Below are 20,884 nucleotides of genomic sequence, written 5' to 3'. Positions count from 1 at the left end.
ATGGGGCGTAGAGAAGCGCTGAGCTTCGACATGGGGCGTAGAGAAGCGCTGAGCTTCGACATGGGGCGTAGAGAAGCGCTGAGCTTCGACATGGGGCGTAGAGAAGCGCTGAGCTTCGACATGGGGCGTAGAGAAGCGCTGAGCTTCGTGCGCGTCGCGTCCGGTGAGCGTGCGGGCCGGTCAGTTTCGCTGGCTACTCTGATCCCGTGACCGACGACAACCCGGCTCCGGGCGACGCCACGCCGGACAACTCCACCACAACGGAGCCCCGAGCGACCCCTACCGCCGATTCGGCCCCCGAACAGGGCGAGAAGAAGCGATCCGCGCTGCGCGAAGGCGCCATCCTCATCGGCATCGCGTTAGTTCTCTACTACGTGATGCTGACATTCGTCGCGCGGCCGTATCTGATCCCCTCGGAGTCGATGGAACCCACGCTGCACGGCTGTGCCGGCTGCGTGGGTGACCGGATCATGGTGGACAAGATCACCTACCGGTTCGGTTCACCCCGCCCTGGCGATGTCGTCGTCTTCAAGGGACCGCCGAACTGGAACGTCGGCTACAAATCGATCCGGTCGGACAATCCGGCCCTCCGTACCGTCGAGAACGTGCTCTCCGTCGTCGGCTTCGTGCCTCCGGATGAGAATGATCTGGTCAAGCGCGTGATCGCGGTCGGCGGTCAGACGGTCCAGTGCCGCGCCGACACTGGACTCACCGTCGACGGCAAGCCGCTCAAGGAGCCGTACCTCAACGCGCAGACCATGATGGCCGACCCGTTGGTGTATCCGTGTCTGGGAAATGAGTTCGGCCCGGTGAAGGTGCCCGAGGGCAGGCTGTGGGTGATGGGCGATAACCGCACGCATTCGGCGGATTCGCGCGCGCATTGCACCAGCACGCCGGCCGATGCCCAGAAGGGCATTCTGTGCACCGGCGATCCCACCGCCGGCACCGTCCCGGTGGGCAACGTCATCGGTAAGGCTCGCTTCATCGCATGGCCGCCGTCGCGCTGGGGTGGGGTGTCCTCGTTCGACCCGCAGCAGGGCTGATCGATGGCCGCGATGACGTGGCCGCCGCGTACGGTGATCCGCAAATCGTCGGGGCTGCGCACGCTGGAGTCGGCGCTGTATCGCAGTGGGTTGGGCCCGGTGGCCGGTGTCGACGAGGTGGGCCGCGGAGCGTGCGCGGGTCCGCTGGTGGTCGCCGCGTGTGTGCTCGGCCCGAACCGATTCGAGAGCCTGGCCGCCCTCGACGATTCGAAGAAGCTCAACGAGAAGACCCGCGAGGAGCTGTTTCCGCTGATCAAGCGCTACGCGCTGGCTTATCACGTGGTCTTCATCCCGGCGCCCGAGGTCGACCGGCGCGGTGTGCACGTGGCGAACATCGAAGGAATGCGGCGTGCGGTGGCGGGCTTGTCGCTGCGTCCGGGGTACGTGCTTTCCGACGGTTTCCGGGTGCCGGGTCTGCCGATGCCGTCGCTGCCCGTGGTCGGTGGCGACGCCGCCGCGGCCTGTATCGCGGCGGCGAGCGTGTTGGCCAAGGTCAGCCGGGATCGACTGATGGTCGCGATGGATGCCGACCATCCCGGTTACGGTTTCGCCGAGCACAAGGGGTACAGCACCGCCGCGCACAGCGCGGCCCTGTCCAGGCTCGGCCCGTCCAGCCAGCACCGCTATTCCTTCATCAATGTGCGACGGGTCGCCGGCGCCGGTGGTACCGAGGTGGTGGTCGAGTGCCCACCGCCGCGACGCGACGACGGAGTGTGAGTCAAGATGGAGGCCAGACCACGATGCGACGAAGAGGACCGCTGAACAGATGAGTGCGGAAGATCTCGAGAAGTACGAAACCGAGATGGAACTCTCGCTGTACCGCGAATACAAGGACATCGTGGGGCAGTTCAGCTACGTCGTGGAGACCGAGCGCCGCTTCTACCTGGCCAACAGTGTCGAACTGGTGCCGCGCAACACCGATGGCGAGGTCTATTTCGAGCTTCGCCTGGCCGATGCCTGGGTCTGGGACATGTACCGGCCCGCCCGCTTCGTCAAGCAGGTGCGGGTCATCACGTTCAAGGACGTGAACATCGAAGAGGTCGAGAAGCCGGAACTGCGCCTGCCCGAGTGAGTCAGCGCAGCGCGGCGTCGATGGCGTCGGCCGACAAAATGCGGTCGAGAACCAGCGCTGCGCTGCCGACGTTGCCGGCTTTGTCGCCGTAGGTGGACGGTACGACCTGCAGGTGGCGGGTGGCCAGCGCGGTGGCATTGCCGTACAGCGTCTCGCGCAGCCCGGCGACGAACACGTCGTAGGCGCCGGACATGTCGCCGCCGATGACGAGCACGGCGGGATTGAGCAGGTTCACCGCCGCGGCGATCACCTCGCCCACGTGACGGCCGCTCTCGCGCAGCAGGCGGCGCACCTCGCCGTCGCCGTGGTTGGCCAGTTCGACGACGTCCCGGATGTGGTTGACCTGGCGGCCCTGCTCCTGCAGCGTGCGCACCAGCGCCCAGCCGCCGGCGATCGCCTCCAGACAACCGGTGTCACCGCAGCGGCAGGCCAGCCCTTGCGCCGCCGCGGTCTTGTTGTGGCCGAACTCGCCGGCGGCACCGAGCGCGCCGCGCTGCAGCACACCTCCGGACACGATGCCGGCACCCAACCCGGTCGACGCCTTGATGAGCAGAAGGTCGTCGTAGTCCTTCAGCGGACTGCGCCGCTCCGAGAGGGCCAGCACGTTGGTGTCGTTGTCGAGGACGATCGGCGCCTCGGTGAGCTTGCGGAAGTATGGTTCCAGCGGCACGCCGTCCCAGCCGCTCATGACCGGAGCGGCCAGGCTGCAGCCGCGTTGTTGATCCACCGTGCCGGGCAGTGACACCCCGACCCCCAGCACGTCGACGGGAGTCCGGCCGCTCTCGTCGAGCAGCACTTCGAGGCGCTTGACGAGATCGGGCATCAGATCATCGGGACCGATGCGGATTTCGGAGTCCATGTCAGTCAGCGCCTGGATGTCGCCGGCCAGGTTGCACACCGCCAGCCGGGTGCGGCTGCGCCCGATCGCCGCCGAGAGCACCACGCCGGCCTCGGCGTTGAAGCGAACGAGGGCCGGGGGACGCCCGCCGGTAGACGGGGCCTCTTCACCCTCCGAGACCAGTCCGCGCCGGGCCAGGGCGGCCACCCGGGCTCCGACCGCGGTCCGGGACAGTCCGGTCATCATCCGGATGTCGGCACGCGTGGTGGCGACGCCGTCGCGGATCAGCGCGAAGACTTCCCCTGTCGTAGCGGGCGCGGCGGAACGCCTGGTGACGGGCATCTTTCCATTGAACCAAGATCTATCCATCCTTGATAGTAAAAGAGAGACCCATCACTTTGTCTTTTTTGAGACCTAAGTCTGTTGGAAGAACGGTCGAAGTCGGGCTAGTGTCGAGGAGAAGGTTCGAGCGCTGCACTGCGGCAGCAACCGAGGCCGCCGAATTCCGGTGACCGCCTGCCACCGCACAGAAAGTCGATGCTCCTGTGACCGTCACATCCCGACCACCAGCTGCGACCGCTACGCCGGCACTGTCCCCGACGCGCTCGCGGCTGGGCATCCTCGCCCTGGCGCTCGGGGGGTTCGGTATCGGCACCAACGAGTTCGTCTCGATGGGTTTGCTGCCCGAAATCGCCGCAAGCCTGCACATCAGTGAGCCGGTTGCCGGCCACGTCATCTCGGCCTACGCCCTTGGTGTGGTGGTCGGGGCGCCGGTCATCGCGGCGCTGACCGCGAAGTTCAACCGCAAGGCCGTGCTGATGACTCTGATGGCCGTGTTCGCCATGGGCAACGTCGCCACCGCGCTGGCGCCCAGCTATTCCGTGCTGATGGCGGCACGGTTCCTGGCCGGCCTACCGCACGGCGCGTTCTTCGGCGTCGCCGCCCTGGTGGCCGCGCAATTGCTCGGGCCCGCGCAGCGCGCCAAGGCCGTCGCGCAGGTAATGACCGGGCTGACCGTCGCCACCGTCGTGGGCGTGCCCCTGGCGTCCTGGCTAGGTCAGCTCCTCGGCTGGCGTAGCGCGTTCGTCCTGGTGGTTGTCGTCGGACTGGTCACCCTGGGTGCCATCTGGATGTGGTTGCCCGAACTTGGTCCCAACCATGCGACTAGCACCCGCACCGAACTGGGCGCCCTGAAACGCCCACAGGTGTGGTTGGCGCTGCTGATCGGAATGGTCGGCTTCGGCGGCATGTTTGCGGTCTACACCTACATCGCGACCACGCTGACCGATGTAGCCGGGGTGTCCCGTTCCTGGGTCCCGTTGGGGCTGATGGTCTTCGGTGTCGGCATGGTCGTGGGCAACCTCGCCGGCGGCCGGATGGCCGACCGCTCGGTGATCCGGGGTCTGTACGTGTCGATCGCGTCGTTGGCGGTCGTACTGGCGCTGTTCGTCGGCGCCGCCCACAATCCCGTCACCGCGATGCTGCTGCTGTTCGGCATCGGCGCCAGCGGAGCGGCGATCGCGCCGGCCCTGCAGACCCGGCTGATGGACGTCGCCGCCGAAGCTCAGACGCTGGCCGCGGCGCTCAACCACTCGGCACTGAACATCGCCAACGCGTCGGGAGCCTGGATCGGTGGGCTGGTGATCGCCGCCGGATACGGCTACACCGCGCCGGCAGCCGCGGGTGCCGGGCTCGCGGTCATCGGTCTGGCGGTGCTCACCGCCTCGGTGGCGCTGCAGCGGCACACGGCCAAGGTGGCCGGCGCATGATCAGAACGATGAGAGCATTGCTGTGGCGGTCGCGTGAACCTCTGCATATCGAGCTGAATCTTCCTGCCCTACAGCGCCTTACGGTCTTGGTCGGCACCGATACCGACACCGATCAGGAGGGAGACGAGTCGAGATGACCGATCAGGTGATCTTCCGCTACGACCCCGAGAACCAGCCCGAGATCACCTACCGCGGTGTTCCCAGCGGATGCAGCGGGGGAGCGAACACCATGGCCGAAGCGCGAGCTTCCTACCGAAGCTGCCTGTCGGCGCGGCTGCACGTCGACCGGCGGGCGCTGCCCGCCGTCGTGGAGCACATCGAGGGTCTTGTCGTGGGAATGTGGGTGCGCAGCAGAGTCGGTGCGGTGCATCGGGATCAGGCCAATGACCGAATGCTGCTGCAGACGCTGCTCTCGCCGGGTGCTACGCAGGACGCATTGCGGGGCGACGTCACCGGGCTGAGCGAGCGCGGCGCTCAGCCGATCGTCGTGCTCGCCGAACCCGAGCAGTCCGTCGGATCCCTCATCGACCAGATGCTGGCCCGAGACACCCTCGTCGTCGCCCACTGCGACGGCCGGGGCGGCGTCGCTTGGATGACCCTGCACGGTTCAGAATCTGCTGGGGCAGAGTCGTGTTCGAATGTTGTTGACGAGGACGGCGCGGAACCGGTGTCCAGCCTGACACGGGGCGCCGAGGGTGCGGCCGCGGTCGTGCGTCATCGGCCGGCTGCGGAGATCGCTTCATGACTGCCGTGCTCGACCATGCCGAACACCGTGTTCTGGCCGCGTCGACGGGGAACACTGGGGCCAACGACAGCACTGCCGTCGTCGAAGGGAGGATCGTGCGCTCTACGCCGCAATGCTGGCTGACCGACATGGACGGTGTGCTGGTGCGTGAGGAACACGCGCTCCCCGGGGCCGCGGAGTTCCTGGCCCGGCTCATCGACAAGCAGCGACGGTTCCTCGTGTTGACCAACAACTCGATCTACACCCCACGCGACCTCGCGGCACGCCTGTCGCGGTCCGGGCTCGACGTGCCCGAGTCGGCGATCTGGACCTCGGCGTTGGCTACCGCGGCCTTCCTTGTGGACCAGCTGCCCGGCGGGTCGGCCTACGTCATCGGCGAAGCGGGCCTGACGACCGCGCTGCACGAAGCGGGGTACACGCTGACCGACACCGGTCCGGATTTCGTGGTGCTCGGGGAGACGCGCACCTACTCCTTCGAGGCCATCACCAAGGCGATCCGGTTGATCGGCAAGGGTGCCCGGTTCATCGCCACCAATCCCGACGTCACCGGGCCGTCGGCGGAGGGGCCGATGCCCGCGACCGGATCGGTCGCCGCGATGATCACCAAGGCCACCGGCCGGGAACCGTACTTCGTCGGAAAGCCCAACCCGATGATGTTCCGCAGCGCACTCAACCGCATCGAGGCGCATTCGGAGAGCACCGTGATGGTCGGAGACCGGATGGACACCGACGTCGTCGCGGGTATCGAGGCCGGGTTGGAGACCATCCTGGTGTTGACCGGTTCGACGACCGTCGAGGATGTCGAACGCTACCCGTTCCGGCCGGCCCGGATCCTGCCGTCGATCGCCGAGGCCGTCGACCTGATCTGAGGGCTCAGGCGCGCTCGCGCTGGGGATGAGCGTGGGTGTGGGGACAACCCGGCGTGTCCTGGTCGCCACGGGTGGTCGTCCGTCGGTGACTGTCGGCCGTTGCGCCGAAGCTGCTGTCATGACGACGTTGACGCGCAACCAGTTGGGGGCGCTCGGGGAAGAACTGGCCGTCGAGCACTTGCGATCGCTCGGGGTGCGGATCGTGGCCCGTAACTGGCGGTGCCGCTACGGCGAACTCGACGTGATCGCCGCCGAGGGCGAACGCACGGTGGTGTTCGTCGAGGTGAAGACTCGCACCGGTGACGGCTACGGCGGATGGGAGCAGGCCGTCACCCCGACCAAGGTACGGCGCATCCGCCGGCTGGCCGGGATCTGGCTGGCCGAACAGGACCAGCGCTGGGCGGCGATCCGCATCGACGTGATCGGGGTGCGCGTCGGCCGGCAGCGCACGCCGGAGATCACCCATCTGCGGGGAGTCGGCTGATGGCACTGGGACGGGCGTACTCGGTCGCCGTTCGCGGCCTGGACGGCGAGATCGTCGAGATCGAGACCGACATCAGCTCCGGGCTGCCCGGTGTGTACTTGGTCGGACTGCCCGACGCCGCCTTGCGCGAGTCCCGCGACCGGGTGCGGGCGGCGATCACCAACTGCGGCAACGAATGGCCACAGTCGCGCTTGACGCTGGCGCTGTCGCCGGCCACCCTGCCGAAGACCGGCTCGCTGTATGACATCGCGATCGCCGCGGCGGTGCTTTCGGCAAGTCGCAAGACACCGTGGGATCGCCTCGACAAGGCGGTGCTGCTCGGAGAGCTTGCGCTGGACGGCCGAGTGCGGCCGGTACGCGGCGTGCTGCCCGCCGTGCTCGCCGCCAAGCGGCAGGGCTGGCCCTCCGTCGTGGTGCCGGTGGCCAACCTCGCCGAGGCCAGTCTTGTTGACGGGATCGAGGTATTCGGCGTGCGGACGCTGCGGCAATTGCAGGGCTGGCTCAAGGGTTCGGGACGCCTCGACGAACGCGTCGATCCACCGGCTCCGGCGCCCGAGGCGGTGGCCGACCTGGCCGACGTGGTCGGGCAGACCCACGCCCGATTCGCCGTCGAGGTCGCCGCCGCCGGGGCGCATCACCTGATGCTGACCGGTCCGCCAGGTGTCGGGAAAACAATGCTGGCCCAACGACTTCCGGGTCTACTGCCCGCACTCAACGACAGTGAGGCGCTGGAGGTCACCGCCATCCACTCGGTCGTCGGGCTGTTGTCGGAGACCACCCCGTTGATCACTCGCCCGCCGTTCATCGCCCCGCATCATTCCTCGAGTGTGGCGGCCCTGGTTGGCGGTGGATCGGGCATGGCACGGCCCGGAGCGGTCAGCCGCGCGCACCGGGGTGTGCTCTTCCTCGACGAGTGCGCCGAGATCCGGGTCAGCGTCCTGGAGTCCTTGCGAACGCCGTTGGAGGACGGCGAGATTCGACTTGCGCGTCGTGACGGCGTGGCGCGCTATCCGGCGCGTTTCCAGTTGGTGTTGGCCGCCAACCCGTGTGCCTGCGCGCAGACAGATCCGAAGCACTGTGTGTGCACCTCGCTGGACAAGCGCCGCTATCTGGGCAAGTTGTCGGGACCGTTGATGGATCGGGTCGACCTTCGGGTGCAGATGCACATGGTGCGGGCCGGGGCGTTCGCCGCCGAGGCGGCAGAGAACACCGCGGCCGTGCGGGAGCGCGTCGCGGGTGCCCGTTCGGCCGCCGCCGAGCGGTGGCGACAGTACGGGTTCGCTACCAACGCCGAGGTGGCCGGTTCCCTGCTGCGTCGTAAGTTCCGACTGGGCGCCACCGCGATGGCCCCGCTGAAAACCGCATTGGAACGCGGTGTGCTGAGTATTCGCGGCGTCGACCGATCATTGCGGGTGGCCTGGACGCTGGCGGACCTTGCCGGCCGCACCACACCGAGTCTCGACGACGTCGCTGTGGCACTGAGCTTTCGGCAGGGAGAGGAGCGGCCGTGAGCGACGAGGCAACGGTACACGCCTGGGCGTATCTGTCCCGGGTGGCGGAGCCACCGTGCGCGGAACTGGCCGCGCTGGTCGGCAGTGTCGGGCCGGTGGAAGCGGCCCAGCGTATCCGCAGGGCCGAGGTCAGTGCCACGTTGGCCGAACGGACCGCCGCTCGCCGCGAGATCGATTCGGCAGCAGACGATCTAGCGATGCTGCAGCGCCGCGGTGGACGGCTGATCACACCAGACGACGACGAGTGGCCCACGTTGGCGCTGGTGGCCTTCGGCGGATCGGCCCTGCGCGACAAACCGCAGGGGCACCCACCGCTGGTGCTCTGGGCGATCGGGCCCGCACGGCTCGACGAGATCGCCCACCGGGCCGCCGCCGTTGTCGGCACCCGCGCGGCTACCGGTTACGGCCAGCACGTCGCCGCCGATCTGGCCGCGGGTCTGGCCGAAGACGATGTCGCGGTCGTCTCCGGCGGTGCTTACGGAATCGACGGCGTTGCGCACCGGGCGGCACTGTCGGCGGACGGTACCACCGTCGCCGTGCTGGCCGGTGGCATCGACATCCTCTACCCGGCAGGCCATTCGGCCCTGTTGCATCGGGTCGGTGCTACCGGCCTGCTGCTGACCGAATATCCGCCGGCGGTGCGGCCCGCGCGGCACCGGTTCCTGACGCGCAACCGCCTGGTGGCGGCGTTGGCGTCGGCCACGGTCGTGGTCGAGGCGGGTGTGCGCAGCGGTGCGGCCAACACCGCCGCCTGGGCAAGGGCCCTGGGCCGGGTGGTCGGCGCGGTACCCGGCCCGGTGACATCGACAGCATCCGCGGGGTGTCATACCCTGCTGCGCAGCGGCGCCGAGCTGGTGGCCCGGGCCGAGGACGTCGTCGAATTGGTCGGCAGACCAGGGGAATTGGCAGTCGAGGAGGAACACCCGGTGAGCCTGCTGGACCGCCTGTCCGAGGCCGAGCGGCAGGTGTACGAGGCGCTGCCGGGCCGTGGGGTGCGCAGCGCCGACGAGATTGCGGTGGCATCCGGACTGCCGCCCACCGCCGTGCTGGGTCCGTTGGCGATGCTGGAGATGGCCGGTTTGGTCCGCCGCGAGGACGGCTGCTGGCGGCTATGCCGGGCGGGTTAACGGGACGGTGACGCGGACGTGGGCGCCGTGGGGGACGTCCAGTATTCGCAGGGTGCCGCCGGCGGCTTCGATGCGGGCCCGTTGGGATGCCAGCTCGATGTGTCCCTGACACAGCCGGTCGGCGGCGGCATCGGGGAGATGCCGATCCCGTCGTCGACCACGTCGACCACGTCGACCACGTCGAGACGACAGACGCCGCCGTCGGCCCGCAGCGTCACACCGGCCCTGGTCGCGCGGGAATGCCGCACGACGTTGGACAACAACTCGCGGGCCACGGCGAAGACGATCGGGTCGGCCGGGGCGGTCTGCGGATAGTCGATGTCGGTACTGATGTCGATACCCGAGCGCTCGGAGTTCGCATCGGCCAACTGCGCGACCGCGCGAGCCAGACCCGCACCGGCGAGCACGGCCGGGTGCAGCTCGAACGTGGGCCTGGCGCATCTGGTCGGTGGCTTCCCGCAGGCCGGCCAGCGCCCGCTCCAACGCGTCATCGGGATTGCGTTTGAGCACCGAGGTGATGTCCTGCCGGGCCATCAACACCGACTGCAGTGGACCGTCGTGCAGGAACTCGGAGACCGTGCGCTGCTGTTCGTCGGAGGCGGTCGTGATGTCGACCAGCAGCGCCTGACGCGACGCACTCAACCGGGCGATCTCGTCGAGCTTTCGGCCCTGGGCATACACCGCCAGCGACACTGTGCAGCACAGGACCACGAAGATCGCGGTCGCCAACGTCATTGGGGCGAAACCGATCTGGGCCCGCATCACTGGGTCGGTATAGATCTCGACGGCGAAGGTCCCGGCGATCACCGCCAGCGCAACCGTTGCCCGCGGCCAAGAGACGTCGAGCACCACCATGATGGGCAGCAGCATCAACACCAGCAACGGGACGTAGGCGCCGTCGACGGAGATGATCTTGTAGGTGAGGCTAGCAGCGCGACGGCGACCACCGCGACGACTCCGTAGGCGTAGGGCACCCAGCTGAACTGCGGCCACTTGGGCCGCAGGCCGACCTGGGTGGCGATGGCCATCACCGTGGCCATACCGAGGCGGGCCAGCGCCACGGGCCTGCCGCGCTGGAGGCCATCCGTGAGCACCGGCCCGCGGTAGCGCTGCTGATCAGCTGCTCCAACGGCAAGGGGTACGTGCCCACCCCGGTGGCTAGTGGGCTGGTCAACGAGGTGCGGCAACGCTCCCGCGGCGACGCCACCCTGCTCTCCCCACGCGAGGCCGAGGTCAGCACGTTCATCGCCGAGGGCCTCTCGGTGCCCGACATCGCCAAGCGCCTGCACCTGGCGCCACCACCGTACGCGCGCACGTCCAGCACCTCTATGAAAACTCGGAGTCTCCGACCGGGCCGCTGTCTCGTCGAATGACGGAGCCGACCGGGGCATCCGCCCGAACCGTATAGTCGACAAGGTTGGCTAACAATCTTTGTCGGGAGGCGATGTGGCGGGTCGACCACTGCACACATTTCAGGTCGTCAGTACCGAACAGCTCGCCCCGCACATGGTGCGGGTGGTGCTCGGGGGCACCGGTTTCGACACGTTCTGTCCGGGAGAGTTCACCGATTCCTACGTCAAGCTCGTCTTCGTCCGCGAGGACATCGACGTCGCGGCGCTGCCGCAGCCGCTGACGCTGGACAGCTTCAACGATCTGCCGGCCGAACACCAGCCGACGGTGCGCACATACACGGTGCGGCGGGCCGATCCCGAGGCACGACAGATCACCGTCGACTTTGTGGTGCACGGTGAGCACGGTGTCGCGGGCCCGTGGGCGGCGGCTGCCCAACCTGGTGACACCCTGCACCTGATGGGTCCGGGCGGGGCGTACTCGCCCGACCCGGCCGCCGACTGGCACCTGTTCGCCGGGGACGAGGCCGGGCTCCCCGCCATCAGCGCCGCGCTGGAAGCGTTGCCGCCCAACGCTGTCGGCAAGGTGTTCATCGAGGTCGCCGGGCCCGAGGACGAGATCGAGCTGGCCGCGCCGGCATCGGTGGAGATCTCCTGGATCTACCGTGGCGGGCGCGCCGACCTGGTCGGCGAGGATCGCGCCGGCGACAACGCCCCGTTGATCGAGGCCGTCACCACCGCGCTGTGGTTGCCGGGGCAGGTACAGGTGTTCATCCACGGCGAAGCCCAGGCCGTCATGCAGAACCTGCGGCCTTACATCCGCAAGGAACGCGGCATCGACGCGAAGTGGGCGTCGATCTCGGGCTACTGGCGGCGCGGCCGCACCGAGGAGACGTTCCGCCAATGGAAGCGCGAGCTCGCCGAGGCCGAAGCCGGCCAGGACTAGGCCGGGGCCGGCACCTCGGTGTCGTCGCCGCCTTCGGGCTCGCTGCTTTCCGGCTTGGGTGAAATCGCGTGCATGCGCTCGCTGTAGGCCGGACGTTGGCGAACCTTGAGCGGCCACCAGAACCACGGGCCGAGGATCGCCGCGATCGACGGCGTCATCAACGACCGCACGATCAGCGTGTCGAGCAGCAGCCCGATGCCGATGGTCATACCGCCCTGGCCGACGTTGAGCAGGTCACCGGAGATCATCGAGCCCATGGTGAAGGCGAACACCAGCCCAGCGGCGGTGACCACGGTGCCGGTGCTGCCCATCGACCGGATGATGCCGGTGTTGATACCGGCACCGATCTCCTCCTTGAACCGCGACACCAGCAGCAGGTTGTAGTCGCTGCCCACCGCCATCAGGATGATCACCGCGAACGCCAACACGATCCAGTTGAGTTCGATGCCGACGATCCGTTCGAAGATGAACACCGACAGACCGAACGCGGCACCCAGCGAGATCACGACCGTACCCACGATCACCATCGAGGCCACCAGGGCTCGGGTGATGATCAGCATGACGATGAAGATCAGCGTCAGAGCGGCGAAGGCGGCGATCATGGTGTCGTACTTGGCGCCGGACGCGACGTCGCGGTAGGTGGCCGCGGTGCCGGTCAGATAGATGTCCGCGCTGGCGAGGGCGGTGCCCTTGACGGCCTCGTGCGCGGCGGTGAGTTCGTCGTCGACAACCGAGATTCCCTGCTCGGAAGCAGGATTCACGTCGTGGGTGATGATGAGCCGGGCCGCCTTGCCATCGGGGGAGAGGAACAGTTTGAGCCCCTTCTGGAAATCGGGATTGGCGAACACTTCTGGCGGCAGGTAGAAGTAGTCGTCGCTCTTGGACGCGTCGAATGCCTCACCCATCGCTGTCGCGGTGTCGGTCATCCGCTGCATCTGCGTGATGAGCCCGTCGAAACTGCTGTGGATGGTCTGCAGGGTGTTACGCATCGTGGTGGCCGTCGCGATGATCGGCGGGAACTGAGCGACCATCTGGGGGACCAGTGCGTCGATGTCACTCATGCCGTTGACCATCGAGTCCATGCGATCGACCATCGCGGTCATGTCGGTCTGCAATGCCGCCATATTGTCGCTGAACGTATTCACGCCATCCATCGCGTCGAACGCCGAGCGCACAGCCCAGCAAGCGGGGATGTTGAAACAGTTCGGCTCCCAATAGAAGTAGTTGCGCAGCGGCCGTACCTCGTCGTCGAAGTTCGCGATGTTGTCGCGCATCTGGTCGAGGGTGGCCTTCATGGTGTTCATGTCGGCGACACTGCGGTGCGCGGAGTCCACCATCCCGGTGCCCGCACCGACGGTGGTGTGCATGGCCGCGGAGAACTTCACCATCAGCGCCTGCATCTGCGTCATCGAGGCAATCATCGTGCCCATGTCGTCGGACATCGTGCTGATGTCACCGACGCGTTCCTTGAGGAACTGCAGATTCTGGGTGATCGGGACCGAGGACATGCTGACCTGGTACGGGATGGAGCTGTGCGCGATGGGCGAACCCAGCGGGCGAGTGATGCTCTGCACCATCGCGATGCCCTTGATTCGGAACAGCGCCTTGGCGATCCGGTCGAGCACGATCATGTCGGTGGGGTTGCGCATGTCGTGGTCGGACTCGACGGTCATGATGTCTGGGTTGAGTCGGGCTGTGCTGAAGTGCTTTTCGGCCGCGGTATAGCCGATGTTGGCTGGCACGTCGGCGGGGATGTAACGGCGGTCGTCGTAGCTGGTCTTGTATCCGATCATGGCTATCAGGCCGAGCAGGACGACGCTGGTGGCCGCGGCGAGAATCGGCTTGGGCCAACGGACGGTCGCGGTTCCGATTCGGCGCCATCCCTTGGTTTTCATCATCCGTTTGGGTTCCAGCAGACCGAAGCGGCTTCCCACGACCAAGACGGCGGGAGCGACGGTCATCGCGGCCGCGACGACGATGATCAGGGCCATCGACGAGGGATAGGCCAGGGAGTTGAAGTAGGACAGCCGAGTCAGGCGCAGGGTCAGCATGGCGCCCGCGATGGTCAGCCCCGAGCCCAGGATGACGTGGCCGACGCCGTGAAACGCGCTGTAGTAGGCGGATTCCGGATCCTCGCCGTTCTGGCGGGCCTCGTGGTAGCGGCCGATCAGGAAGATCGCGTAGTCGGTGCCGGCGGCGATCGACAGCGCTGTCATCAGCGGGACCGAGAAGGTCGAGAAGTCCATCAGTCCGAGGTGGCCCACCACCGCCACCGCCCCGCGGGCGGCACCCATCTCGATGCCCACGATCGCGAGAATGAGCAACACGGTGCTCGCTGACCGGTAGACCAGGGCCAGCATGATGGTGATGACGATCATCGTGACGACCGTCATCTTGATCATGCCCCGGTCGCTGGCCTCCAGTGAATCGGTGGTCAGCGGCGCCGGGCCGGTCACGTATGCGCGCAGACCTGCGGGCGGCGGAGTGTCGTGAATGATCGTGCGTACGGCGTCCACCGAGTGGTTGCCCTCGGTACTGCCCTGATCCCCGGCGAGGTTGAGCTGCACGTAGGCGGCCTTGCCGTCGGTGCTCTGCACGCCCGCAGCGGTGATCATGTCGCCCCAGAAGTCGTGGACGTGTTCCACGTGCTTGGTGTCGGCGGTGAACTTCTGCACCAGCGTGGCGTAGTAGCGGTGTGCCGCCTCGCCGAGGGGTTGATCGCCGACGAGCACGACCATGGCGATGCTGTCCGAGGTGGATTCGCCGAACTTCTGTCCCATTCGTTTGGCCGCGATCACCGCCGGTGCGTCCTGCGGGGACATCGACACGGCGTTTGCCATGCCGACTTTTTCCACCTGCGGGACAAGAAGATTCACCGCGGCGGTGAATGCCACCCACACAAGGATGATCGGAACCGCGAGCGTACGGACGGTGCGGTGCAGGAATGGGTGGCCAGCCGTGCCCACGCTCGTGCTGTGCTCGCTCATGCGGCTTTGTCCAGACAGAAGGCCTGGGCGTCGCGGCCCTCGGCGTAATCCTCGGCGACGAGATTGTCATTGACGAGGATCCGGCATCCCAGAGCAGCGGTGTCGCCCTGTGCAACCACATTGGCCAGCACCCCGGGGTCGGTGGTGCTCACCGTGACCGACCACGGCAACTCGGTGAAGCTGGCCTCGATCGTCCTTCCGTTGACGTCGAGGTAGCTGACGCGGCCGGATGCCTCTGCGGGCCCCACGATCTCGTAGGTCACTCGCTTGGTGTTGATCGGTTTGATGGTGTCGGCAGGCAGTGGTGCGCTGATGTAGGGCTGGTCGGAGTCGAAGAACGTGCGCAGTCGGCCGACCACGGCGATCGCGGCGATCAGGGCGACGGCGATGACGGCCGCCACCCAGAACCGTTTCATGAAGCCGAGCATCGGTGGCATCTCCCCTGTTGAGTGTTCCGTCGGACCGGTGCGGGTATCGCTCCGATCAACTAGATATACCATAGGGGGTATGGTATACAGAAGTGGTGAGTACGAATTCGGGCATCGAGTCGCTCGGCTGTGACGCCGCCATGTCGGCGACCCTGAACCGGCTGCGACGAGTCCACGGTCAACTCGGCGGCGTGATCGGGATGATCGAGGACGGCCGCGACTGCCGCGACGTCGTCACCCAGCTCGCCGCGGTGTCCAAGGCGCTGAACCGCGCGGGATTCACGATCATCGCGACGGGCCTGCGTGAGTGCCTCGACGCCTCGGGCGGGGCGGGATCCGGCGCGCCGAAGCTGACGATCGAAGAGTTGGAGAAGTTGTTCTTGAGCCTGGCGTGAGCCGGCCGTTGTCGAAAGGAATCACCATGTGTCGGGCTGTCAACTGTCGGGTGTGTGGGAAGACCACCTGGGCGGGCTGTGGCATGCACGTCGACGCCGTGCGCCGCAGCGTGCCTGCCGGGCAGTGGTGCCCGGGCCACGCCGCCGCCGAGGCTGCGCCCTCGCGCTGGAATCCGTTCAAGCGCAAGAAGTGACGCCGAGGCGCGCCGAGCGGGCCCGCGACGTGGTGAGCCGGGCCGGGAACTGGTAACAGCACGGACACAGCCCCGCGTCGGTCGGCTCCAATGCCGGGCATCGGTGCGAACGTAGGGGAGTGCATGAGCGCGGCGACCACCCGGCGATCCTCGACGAATACGCCGAGTACCTCGCCCTGGAGCGGGATCGATCCGAGCACACCCGTCGGGCCTACCTCGCCGACCTGCGTTCGCTGTTCGCCTTCCTCGACGAACGCGCCCCCGGCACCGGCCTGACCGGCCTGAGCCTGCCCTTGCTGCGCTCCTGGCTGGCGGCGCAGGCCGCGGGCGGCGCGGCCCGCACGACACTGGCCCGCCGGACTTCGGCAGTCAAGACGTTCACGGCCTGGGCCACCCGGCGGGGCCTGCTGGCCGAGGACCCGGCGGTGCGCCTGCAGTTGCCCAAGGCCCGCCGGACTTTGCCTGCGGTGTTACGCCAGGACCAGGCCCTGGCAGCCATGGCCGCCGCCGACCTCGGTGCCGAGCAGGGCGACCCGCTGGCGCTGCGCGACCGGCTCATCGTCGAACTGCTCTACGCGACCGGAATTCGCGTCAGCGAGCTGTGTGGCCTCGATGTCGACGACGTCGACACCGGACGTCGGCTGCTGCGCGTACTGGGCAAGGGCAACAAACAGCGCACCGTCCCGTTCGGCGCACCGGCGCTGGCTGCGCTGACCGCGTGGCTGGCCGACGGCAGGCCGGAACTGGTCAACGAAGACTCCGGGCCCGCGCTGCTGTTGGGCCCCAGAGGTCGTCGACTCGACCCCCGCCAGGCCCGCACCGTCGTGCACCAGACCATGTCGGCGGTGGACGGCGCGCCGGACATCGGCCCGCACGGCTTGCGGCACAGCGCGGCAACCCATCTCCTGGAAGGGGGCGCGGACCTGCGCATCGTCCAGGAGATCCTGGGCCATTCGACATTGGCGACCACACAGCTTTACACCCATGTGACAGTCGCCCGGCTGCGGGCTGTGCACGATCAGGCCCATCCGCGCGCCTGAAAGATCAGGTGCCGCAGAAGGTCTGGAAACACCGTCCGAAGTCTTCGGGTGCCGGTTCGGTGTAGCGCTCGAATTCTGGCCGCTCGTTGTAGGGGGAGCTGATCGCTGCGAGTAACCGGTGGAACGGCTCCATGTCACCGGTCACCGCGGCGGCTAGCGCCTCCTCGAGGAGGTGATTGCGTGGGATGTAGACGGGATTGACGCGCTGCATCGCACCGGTGTTCGGGCCGAGCTCGCGCCAGCGGGCGGCCCAGGGCGCCACGGCGGGATCGAACTCGCCGCGCGCCAGCCGGCGGAAGAAGGTGGTGTAGTCGATGCGCTCACTGGCCAGCAGCCCGACCATATCGTCGATCAGCTGTTCGGCGACGGCGTCGGCGACATCGTCGCCGAGTCCGAGTTTGCGCCGCATACCCGTCGACCAGGCCGTGGTGTAGCGCTGCGGGAAGTTCTGCACCGCCGCGGTCGCCAGCGCGACCGCCCGGTCCTGATCGTCGGCGATCAGCGGCAGCAGCGCTTCGGCAAAGCGGGCGAGGTTCCACGCGGCGACCGACGGCTGGTTGCCGTAGGCGTAGCGGCCCCAGGAGTCGATGGAGCTGAACACCGTCTGCGGGTCGAAGGCGTCCATGAATGCGCACGGCCCGTAGTCGATGGTCTCGCCCGAGATCGTCATGTTGTCGGTGTTCATCACGCCGTGGACGAATCCGACCAGCATCCACTGCGCGACGAGCTGCGCCTGGGCGGCCACGACAGCGTCGAGCAGGGCCAGATACGGATTGTCCGCCTGCGCGGCGGCGGGGTAGTGCCGATCGATCGCGTGGTCGGCGAGGCGGCGCAGCAGCGCGAGATCACCGGCGGCGCCGACGTATTGGAAGCTGCCGACGCGCAGATGGCTGGCGGCGACGCGGGCGAGGACGGCGCCGTCCAGCAGGGTTTCCCGCCGCACGCGGCTACCAGTGGCGACAACGGACAGCGCGCGGGTGGTCGGAATGCCCAGCGCGAACATCGCCTCGCTGACGAGGTATTCGCGCAGCATCGGGCCGACGGCTGCCAGTCCGTCGCCGCCGCGGGCGAACGGGGTGCGCCCCGAGCCCTTCAGGTGCAGATCGTGCAGCCGCCCCCGGCGGTCGGTCAGTTCGCCAAGCAGCAGGGCGCGCCCGTCGCCCAGGCGGGGCACCCAACCGCCGAACTGGTGGCCGGCATACCCTTGCGCGACCGGCTGCGCGTCGGCCGGCACCCGGGTCCCGACGAGCAGACCGATCCCCTCGGGGCTGCGCAGCCAACCGGGATCGAGATCCAGGCCGGCGGCTAGTGGTTCGTTGAGCACGAGCAGCCGTGGCTCTGGAGCGGCTTCGGCGTGCCACCGCACGGCGAGTTCGGGCAGCTCGGCGGCGAATCGGTGGCCGAGAACGACGGTCGCGTCGGGCGCAATGCTCATTGCTAACCAGCGTACGTACCCTGGCTCGCTCAGCTCACCCGCTCAGCCCAACCCCGCCAGTGGCTTGAGGCGGATGGGCGTGCCGGCCAGCAGGCCGGTCGGATCGACGTAGTCGGCCCGTGCCGCCGGCCCCCACATCGCACCCCAGTGCAGGCAGGCCGCCACCGGGCAGCCCGAATGGCCGGCGAGCAGCCGGCCCAGCACCGTCGAGGCGTCGAGGCGCTGGCCCACCCGCACCGCCGCCTCGACCGGCTCGTAGCTGGTACGCAAACCGCCGGGATGGGCCAGCGACACCACCGGCCGCCCGGCCAACTGGCCGGCGAACACCACGGTCGCCGCGGCCGCGGCGTACACCGGCTGGCCGGGCACGCCGGCCAGGTCCACCCCCCGATGCCCGCGCTGCCAGTCCGGTGCGGGCGCGTCGAAGACTCGGGTCACCGTCGGCGGCGGCCGCAGCGGCCAGCTCAACCGCTCCGGGTCGGCCCGAGCCGAGCCGCCGAACACCACCATGGCGAACAAGGACACCAGCGGCACAACCAGGAGTGGACGCATCGCACCAGTTCAGCGGGTTTCGCCGGGGCAAGTAAGGCGGTCCGGCCCGGTCTGTGGACCGGCGCGGTGCTGTGGACAGAGCACCCCCGCCGGCGGTGTAAACTTCCCTACGCAACTCGTGCAAGCGGGTTGACTTCGCGCGCCTGATGGCAAGTTCGCCGTGTCGACACTTGCCGCGCATGCCGGTTGGTCCCGACTGGAGGTATCCGGACGGGTCGGTGTGTGCGCAGGCGCCAGGGTCCGGCCTCACCCGAAGCCGGACGACAACCGACAATGAAGGCTGGGCACAACCATGGCTGTTGTAACCATGAAGCAGCTGCTCGACAGCGGCACCCACTTCGGGCATCAGACCCGACGCTGGAATCCCAAGATGAAGCGGTTCATCTTCACCGACCGCAACGGCATCTACATCATCGACCTGCAGCAGACGCTGACCTACATCGACCAGGCGTACGAGTTCGTCAAGGAGACCGTCGCCCACGGCGGGTCCATCATGTTCGTCGGCACCAAGAAGCAGGCGCAGGAATCGATCGCCGAAGAGGCGACCCGCGTCGGCATGCCGTACGTGAACCAGCGCTGGCTCGGCGGCATGCTCACCAACTTCTCCACGGTCCACAAGCGTCTCCAGCGGCTCAAGGAACTCGAGTCGATGGAGCAGACCGGTGGCTTCGAGGGTCGCACCAAGAAGGAAATCCTGATGCTGACCCGCGAGAAGAACAAGCTCGAGCGCAGCCTCGGCGGTATCCGGGACATGCAGAAGGTGCCCTCGGCCATCTGGGTCGTCGACACCAACAAGGAGCATCTGGCGGTCAGCGAGGCCATCAAGCTCGGTATCCCGGTCATCGCGATCCTGGACACCAACTGCGACCCCGATCAGGTCAACTACCCGATCCCGGGTAACGACGACGCCATCCGTTCGGCGGCGCTGCTGACCAAGGTCGTCGCCTCCGCCGTTGCCGAGGGCCTGAAGGCCCGTTCCGGTGCCGGCAGCGACAAGGCTGACTCCAGTTCCGGGGCTGCGGCCGAGCCGCTGGCCGAGTGGGAGCAGGAACTGCTCGCCAGCGCAACCGCGTCGGCCCCCAGCGAAGCGGGGCCGGTCGCCACCGAATCCACCACTGACGCTTCTTGAGTTTTTCAGAGGAAGGCTTTCATGGCTAACTACACCGCTGCCGACGTCAAGCGGCTTCGGGAGCTCACCGGTGCGGGCATGCTCGACTGCAAGAACGCCCTGGCCGACAGCGACGGCGACTTCGACAAGGCCGTCGAGGCGCTGCGCATCAAGGGCGCCAAGGACGTCGGCAAGCGCGCTGAGCGCGCCACCGCCGAAGGCCTGGTTGCCGCCAAGGACGGCGCGCTGATCGAGCTCAACTCCGAGACCGACTTCGTCGCCAAGAACGCCGAGTTCCAGAAGCTGGCCGACGATGTCGTCAACGCGGCGCTGGAGTCCAAGGCCGCCGACGTGGAGGCCCTCAAGGCCGCTCCCATTTCTTCGGGATCGGGGACGAAGACTGTCGAAGAGGCGATCGCTGCGCTCTCGGCCAAGATCGGCGAGAAGCTCGAGCTGCGCCGGGTGGCCTACTTCGACGGCAACGTCGAGGCCTACCTGCACAAGCGGGCGGCCGACCTGCCGCCGGCCGTGGGTGTGCTCGTCGAGTTCACCGGGGAAGACAAGGATGCGGCGCATTCGGCCGCCCTGCAGATCGCCGCGCTGAAGGCCAAGTACCTGACCCGTGACGAGGTCCCGGAGGACATCGTCGCCAACGAGCGCCGGATCGCCGAGGAGACCGCCAAGGCCGAGGGCAAGCCCGAGCAGGCGCTGCCCAAGATCGTCGAGGGACGCCTCACCGGCTTCTTCAAGGACGTCGTGCTGCTCGAGCAGCCGTCGGTGTCCGACAACAAGAAGAGCGTCAAGGCCCTGCTCGACGAGGCTGGCGTGACCGTGACGCGCTTCGTCCGCTTCGAGGTCGGCCAGCAGTAATCCAAACTTGGGCGGCGCACCAACCGTCCACCGGAAAACCCCGCGCCACATCCGGCGATCCCGGAGGCGCGGGGTTTTGCCGTCTTCAGGGCGCCCGGTGAGCCGGCGGCTCACCGGGCCGC

23 protein-coding genes and 1 pseudogene are annotated in these 20,884 nt (G+C 67.8%); 17 read left to right on the top strand and 7 right to left on the bottom strand.

Translation table 11 applies throughout. The annotated features are described in order from the left end of the window. The 4 genes from ACXDF8_RS10860 to ACXDF8_RS10845 form a co-directional block, all read left to right on the top strand. The coding region (locus ACXDF8_RS10860; protein ID WP_457223247.1) for a hypothetical protein at positions 1-210 on the top strand (210 nt) is incomplete at its 5' end. Continuing rightward, complete coding sequence (gene lepB / locus ACXDF8_RS10855; protein WP_457223246.1) at positions 207-1,043, top strand: signal peptidase I; 837 nt, start codon at positions 207-209, stop codon at positions 1,041-1,043. The genes ACXDF8_RS10860 and lepB, both read left to right, overlap by 4 nt. Before the next feature lie 3 nt (positions 1,044-1,046). After that, positions 1,047-1,760 (top strand): ribonuclease HII, encoded by a 714-nt coding sequence (locus ACXDF8_RS10850; protein ID WP_457223245.1) that lies wholly within the window; start codon positions 1,047-1,049, stop codon positions 1,758-1,760. 49 nt (positions 1,761-1,809) lie between these two features. Beyond that, positions 1,810-2,115, top strand: a complete 306-nt coding sequence (locus ACXDF8_RS10845) for a DUF2469 domain-containing protein (protein ID WP_078020019.1) — start codon at positions 1,810-1,812, stop codon at positions 2,113-2,115. 1 nt (position 2,116) lies between these two features. On the opposite strand, the gene ACXDF8_RS10840 is transcribed toward ACXDF8_RS10845, so the two are convergent. After that, positions 2,117-3,295 carry an ROK family protein gene (locus ACXDF8_RS10840; RefSeq protein WP_457223244.1) on the bottom strand — a complete coding sequence of 393 codons (1,179 nt, stop codon included), beginning with the start codon at positions 3,293-3,295 and terminating at the stop codon, positions 2,117-2,119. 203 nt (positions 3,296-3,498) lie between these two features. On the opposite strand from ACXDF8_RS10840, the gene ACXDF8_RS10835 reads away from it, so the two are divergent. The 6 genes from ACXDF8_RS10835 to dprA all read left to right on the top strand — a co-directional run bounded on the left by ACXDF8_RS10835 (position 3,499) and on the right by dprA (position 9,458). Next, complete coding sequence (locus tag ACXDF8_RS10835; protein WP_457223243.1) at positions 3,499-4,722, top strand: MFS transporter; 1,224 nt, start codon at positions 3,499-3,501, stop codon at positions 4,720-4,722. Positions 4,723-4,855: 133 nt separating this feature from the next. Then, positions 4,856-5,467 (top strand): hypothetical protein, encoded by a 612-nt coding sequence (locus tag ACXDF8_RS10830; RefSeq protein ID WP_457223242.1) that lies wholly within the window; start codon positions 4,856-4,858, stop codon positions 5,465-5,467. Positions 5,468-5,562: 95 nt separating this feature from the next. Beyond that, entirely contained in the window at positions 5,563-6,336 is a 774-nt protein-coding gene (locus ACXDF8_RS10825) for an HAD-IIA family hydrolase (RefSeq protein WP_457223373.1), read from the top strand. A gap of 118 nt (positions 6,337-6,454) precedes the next feature. Continuing rightward, positions 6,455-6,820: a YraN family protein gene (locus ACXDF8_RS10820; RefSeq protein ID WP_457223241.1), complete on the top strand. Its 366-nt coding sequence runs from the start codon at positions 6,455-6,457 to the stop codon at positions 6,818-6,820. Continuing rightward, positions 6,820-8,331 (top strand): YifB family Mg chelatase-like AAA ATPase, encoded by a 1,512-nt coding sequence (locus ACXDF8_RS10815; RefSeq protein WP_457223240.1) that lies wholly within the window; start codon positions 6,820-6,822, stop codon positions 8,329-8,331. Before ACXDF8_RS10820 ends, ACXDF8_RS10815 begins: the two co-directional genes overlap by 1 nt. Beyond that, complete coding sequence (gene dprA / locus ACXDF8_RS10810; RefSeq protein WP_457223239.1) at positions 8,328-9,458, top strand: DNA-processing protein DprA; 1,131 nt, start codon at positions 8,328-8,330, stop codon at positions 9,456-9,458. The genes ACXDF8_RS10815 and dprA overlap by 4 nt, the downstream gene beginning before the upstream one ends. Here the strand turns inward: dprA and ACXDF8_RS10805 are convergent. Further along, entirely contained in the window at positions 9,441-10,328 is an 888-nt protein-coding gene (locus tag ACXDF8_RS10805) for a hypothetical protein (RefSeq protein WP_457223238.1), read from the bottom strand. The two genes, dprA and ACXDF8_RS10805, sit on opposite strands and share 18 nt — an antisense overlap. Then, entirely contained in the window at positions 10,328-10,552 is a 225-nt protein-coding gene (locus tag ACXDF8_RS10800) for a hypothetical protein (protein WP_457223237.1), read from the bottom strand. The genes ACXDF8_RS10805 and ACXDF8_RS10800 overlap by 1 nt, the downstream gene beginning before the upstream one ends. A gap of 48 nt (positions 10,553-10,600) precedes the next feature. Between ACXDF8_RS10800 and ACXDF8_RS10795 the strand changes: the two genes are divergently transcribed. Together ACXDF8_RS10795 and ACXDF8_RS10790 are read left to right on the top strand one after the other, a co-directional pair. Next, on the top strand, positions 10,601-10,831 hold the full coding sequence (locus ACXDF8_RS10795) for a hypothetical protein (RefSeq protein ID WP_457223236.1): 231 nt from the start codon (positions 10,601-10,603) through the stop codon (positions 10,829-10,831). Between the two features lie 73 nt (positions 10,832-10,904). Then, a complete protein-coding gene (locus tag ACXDF8_RS10790) occupies positions 10,905-11,753 on the top strand; it encodes a siderophore-interacting protein (protein WP_457223235.1) in 849 nt (282 codons plus the stop codon). Here the strand turns inward: ACXDF8_RS10790 and ACXDF8_RS10785 are convergent. Both ACXDF8_RS10785 and ACXDF8_RS10780 read right to left on the bottom strand, forming a co-directional pair. Next, positions 11,750-14,740 carry an MMPL/RND family transporter gene (locus tag ACXDF8_RS10785; protein ID WP_457223234.1) on the bottom strand — a complete coding sequence of 997 codons (2,991 nt, stop codon included), beginning with the start codon at positions 14,738-14,740 and terminating at the stop codon, positions 11,750-11,752. The genes ACXDF8_RS10790 and ACXDF8_RS10785 overlap by 4 nt on opposite strands. Beyond that, on the bottom strand, positions 14,737-15,156 hold the full coding sequence (locus ACXDF8_RS10780) for an MmpS family transport accessory protein (protein WP_457223233.1): 420 nt from the start codon (positions 15,154-15,156) through the stop codon (positions 14,737-14,739). The genes ACXDF8_RS10785 and ACXDF8_RS10780 overlap by 4 nt, the downstream gene beginning before the upstream one ends. A 152-nt stretch (positions 15,157-15,308) precedes the next feature. On the opposite strand from ACXDF8_RS10780, the gene ACXDF8_RS10775 reads away from it, so the two are divergent. From ACXDF8_RS10775 to ACXDF8_RS10765, 3 genes are all read left to right on the top strand, one after another. Next, entirely contained in the window at positions 15,309-15,563 is a 255-nt protein-coding gene (locus ACXDF8_RS10775; protein WP_457223372.1) for a metal-sensitive transcriptional regulator, read from the top strand. A gap of 26 nt (positions 15,564-15,589) precedes the next feature. Beyond that, complete coding sequence (locus tag ACXDF8_RS10770) at positions 15,590-15,757, top strand: DUF8730 family Cys-rich protein (protein ID WP_457223232.1); 168 nt, start codon at positions 15,590-15,592, stop codon at positions 15,755-15,757. Between the two features lie 119 nt (positions 15,758-15,876). Further along, positions 15,877-16,797, top strand: a complete 921-nt coding sequence (locus tag ACXDF8_RS10765; RefSeq protein WP_457223231.1) for a tyrosine recombinase XerC — start codon at positions 15,877-15,879, stop codon at positions 16,795-16,797. A gap of 4 nt (positions 16,798-16,801) precedes the next feature. Here the strand turns inward: ACXDF8_RS10765 and ACXDF8_RS10760 are convergent, their stop codons facing one another. Together ACXDF8_RS10760 and ACXDF8_RS10755 are read right to left on the bottom strand one after the other, a co-directional pair. Beyond that, positions 16,802-18,232: a protein adenylyltransferase SelO gene (locus ACXDF8_RS10760; RefSeq protein ID WP_457223230.1), complete on the bottom strand. Its 1,431-nt coding sequence runs from the start codon at positions 18,230-18,232 to the stop codon at positions 16,802-16,804. 45 nt (positions 18,233-18,277) lie between these two features. Then, a pseudogene (locus tag ACXDF8_RS10755) lies at positions 18,278-18,721 on the bottom strand (M23 family metallopeptidase); the annotation flags it as partial. A 355-nt stretch (positions 18,722-19,076) separates the two neighbouring features. Here ACXDF8_RS10755 and rpsB point away from each other — a divergent pair. Next, positions 19,077-19,913 (top strand): 30S ribosomal protein S2, encoded by an 837-nt coding sequence (rpsB, locus tag ACXDF8_RS10750; protein WP_457223229.1) that lies wholly within the window; start codon positions 19,077-19,079, stop codon positions 19,911-19,913. 21 nt (positions 19,914-19,934) lie between these two features. Beyond that, positions 19,935-20,762 carry a translation elongation factor Ts gene (gene tsf, locus ACXDF8_RS10745; protein ID WP_457223228.1) on the top strand — a complete coding sequence of 276 codons (828 nt, stop codon included), beginning with the start codon at positions 19,935-19,937 and terminating at the stop codon, positions 20,760-20,762. Positions 20,763-20,884: the final 122 nt, after the last annotated feature.

Source organism: Mycolicibacterium sp. CBM1 (assembly GCF_054073305.1).
The sequence above is the reverse complement of the archived record's forward strand: the minus strand, read 5'-3'. Positions and strand labels throughout refer to the sequence as shown.

Coding starts and splice junctions, on each gene's coding strand:
- ACXDF8_RS10850 (WP_457223245.1), top strand. CDS start 1,047: ATGGCCGCGATGACGTGGCCGCCGCGTACGGTGATCCGCAAATCGTCG.
- ACXDF8_RS10780 (WP_457223233.1), bottom strand. CDS start 15,156: ATGAAACGGTTCTGGGTGGCGGCCGTCATCGCCGTCGCCCTGATCGCC.
- ACXDF8_RS10785 (WP_457223234.1), bottom strand. CDS start 14,740: ATGAGCGAGCACAGCACGAGCGTGGGCACGGCTGGCCACCCATTCCTG.
- ACXDF8_RS10845 (WP_078020019.1), top strand. CDS start 1,810: ATGAGTGCGGAAGATCTCGAGAAGTACGAAACCGAGATGGAACTCTCG.
- ACXDF8_RS10840 (WP_457223244.1), bottom strand. CDS start 3,295: ATGCCCGTCACCAGGCGTTCCGCCGCGCCCGCTACGACAGGGGAAGTC.
- ACXDF8_RS10815 (WP_457223240.1), top strand. CDS start 6,820: ATGGCACTGGGACGGGCGTACTCGGTCGCCGTTCGCGGCCTGGACGGC.
- rpsB (WP_457223229.1), top strand. CDS start 19,077: ATGGCTGTTGTAACCATGAAGCAGCTGCTCGACAGCGGCACCCACTTC.
- ACXDF8_RS10770 (WP_457223232.1), top strand. CDS start 15,590: ATGTGTCGGGCTGTCAACTGTCGGGTGTGTGGGAAGACCACCTGGGCG.
- ACXDF8_RS10760 (WP_457223230.1), bottom strand. CDS start 18,232: ATGAGCATTGCGCCCGACGCGACCGTCGTTCTCGGCCACCGATTCGCC.
- ACXDF8_RS10820 (WP_457223241.1), top strand. CDS start 6,455: ATGACGACGTTGACGCGCAACCAGTTGGGGGCGCTCGGGGAAGAACTG.
- ACXDF8_RS10830 (WP_457223242.1), top strand. CDS start 4,856: ATGACCGATCAGGTGATCTTCCGCTACGACCCCGAGAACCAGCCCGAG.
- tsf (WP_457223228.1), top strand. CDS start 19,935: ATGGCTAACTACACCGCTGCCGACGTCAAGCGGCTTCGGGAGCTCACC.
- ACXDF8_RS10775 (WP_457223372.1), top strand. CDS start 15,309: ATGTCGGCGACCCTGAACCGGCTGCGACGAGTCCACGGTCAACTCGGC.
- ACXDF8_RS10805 (WP_457223238.1), bottom strand. CDS start 10,328: ATGCTGCTGCCCATCATGGTGGTGCTCGACGTCTCTTGGCCGCGGGCA.